Origin of the sequence: Thalassolituus sp. UBA3500 (assembly GCF_002377545.1) — a bacterium.
Lineage (GTDB): Bacteria > Pseudomonadota > Gammaproteobacteria > Pseudomonadales > Oceanobacteraceae > Thalassolituus.
The window spans coordinates 1,202-2,010 of sequence record NZ_DFQB01000026.1 but is presented as its reverse complement, the minus strand read 5'-3'; the positions used below and the strand labels follow the sequence as shown (position 1 = coordinate 2,010).

Annotated in this window: 2 protein-coding genes; both read left to right on the top strand. The window is 53.6% G+C overall.

The genetic code is table 11. From position 1 onward, the window contains the following. Window positions 1-240: isocitrate/isopropylmalate family dehydrogenase (locus tag B2R29_RS06415; protein ID WP_301180291.1), on the top strand; the 240-nt coding region annotated here is incomplete at its 5' end. Window positions 241-244: 4 nt separating this feature from the next. Continuing rightward, window positions 245-809, top strand: a 565-nt coding sequence (locus B2R29_RS06410; protein ID WP_301180290.1) for an aspartate-semialdehyde dehydrogenase, incomplete at its 3' end; no start/stop codon positions are given.

Here is an 809-nt window from a genome sequence, read left to right as displayed (position 1 = left end):
GGTTCTGCACCAGACATTGCTGGTCAGGGCATCGCCAACCCATTGGCAACTATCCTGTCAGCTGCGATGATGTTGCGCTATTCATTGGGTGAAGGTAGTGCTGCCGACGCGATTGAGCAGGCGGTAAGCAAGGTGCTCGATAAAGGTCTGCGTACTGGCGACATCTTCTCTGAAGGTATGCAGAAAGTTTCCACCGTTGAAATGGGCGAAGCGGTTGTAGCCGCCCTGCAGGAGGTTTAATTACATGTCACAGTTGAATGTTGGCCTGGTCGGCTGGCGCGGAATGGTCGGCTCTGTCCTGATGCAGCGCATGCAGGAAGAGAAAGATTTCGACCAGATTAACCCGGTATTTTTCACTACGTCTCAGAAAGGTAAGCCAGCCCCAGACTTCGCTGGTAAAGATTGCGGTACGCTCGAAGATGCATTCGATATCGATGCGTTGAAAGCACAGGACGTGATCCTGACCTGTCAGGGCGGTGATTACACTAAAGAAGTGTATGGCAAGCTGCGTGAAGCGGGTTGGAACGGTTACTGGATTGATGCTGCGTCGTCACTGCGCATGGCGGACGATGCCATCATCGTTCTCGACCCAGTGAACAAAGACGTAATCGAAAAAGGCATTGAGTCAGGTGTTAAAACCTACGTTGGCGGTAACTGCACAGTCAGCCTGATGCTTCTTGCGTTGGGCGGTCTGTTCGAGAAAGACCTGGTGGAGTGGGTTGCTCCGCAGACGTATCAGGCAGCGTCTGGTTCGGGTGCGCGCCACATGCGCGAGCTGATCTCCCAGATGGGTGCTATTCGCGACGAAG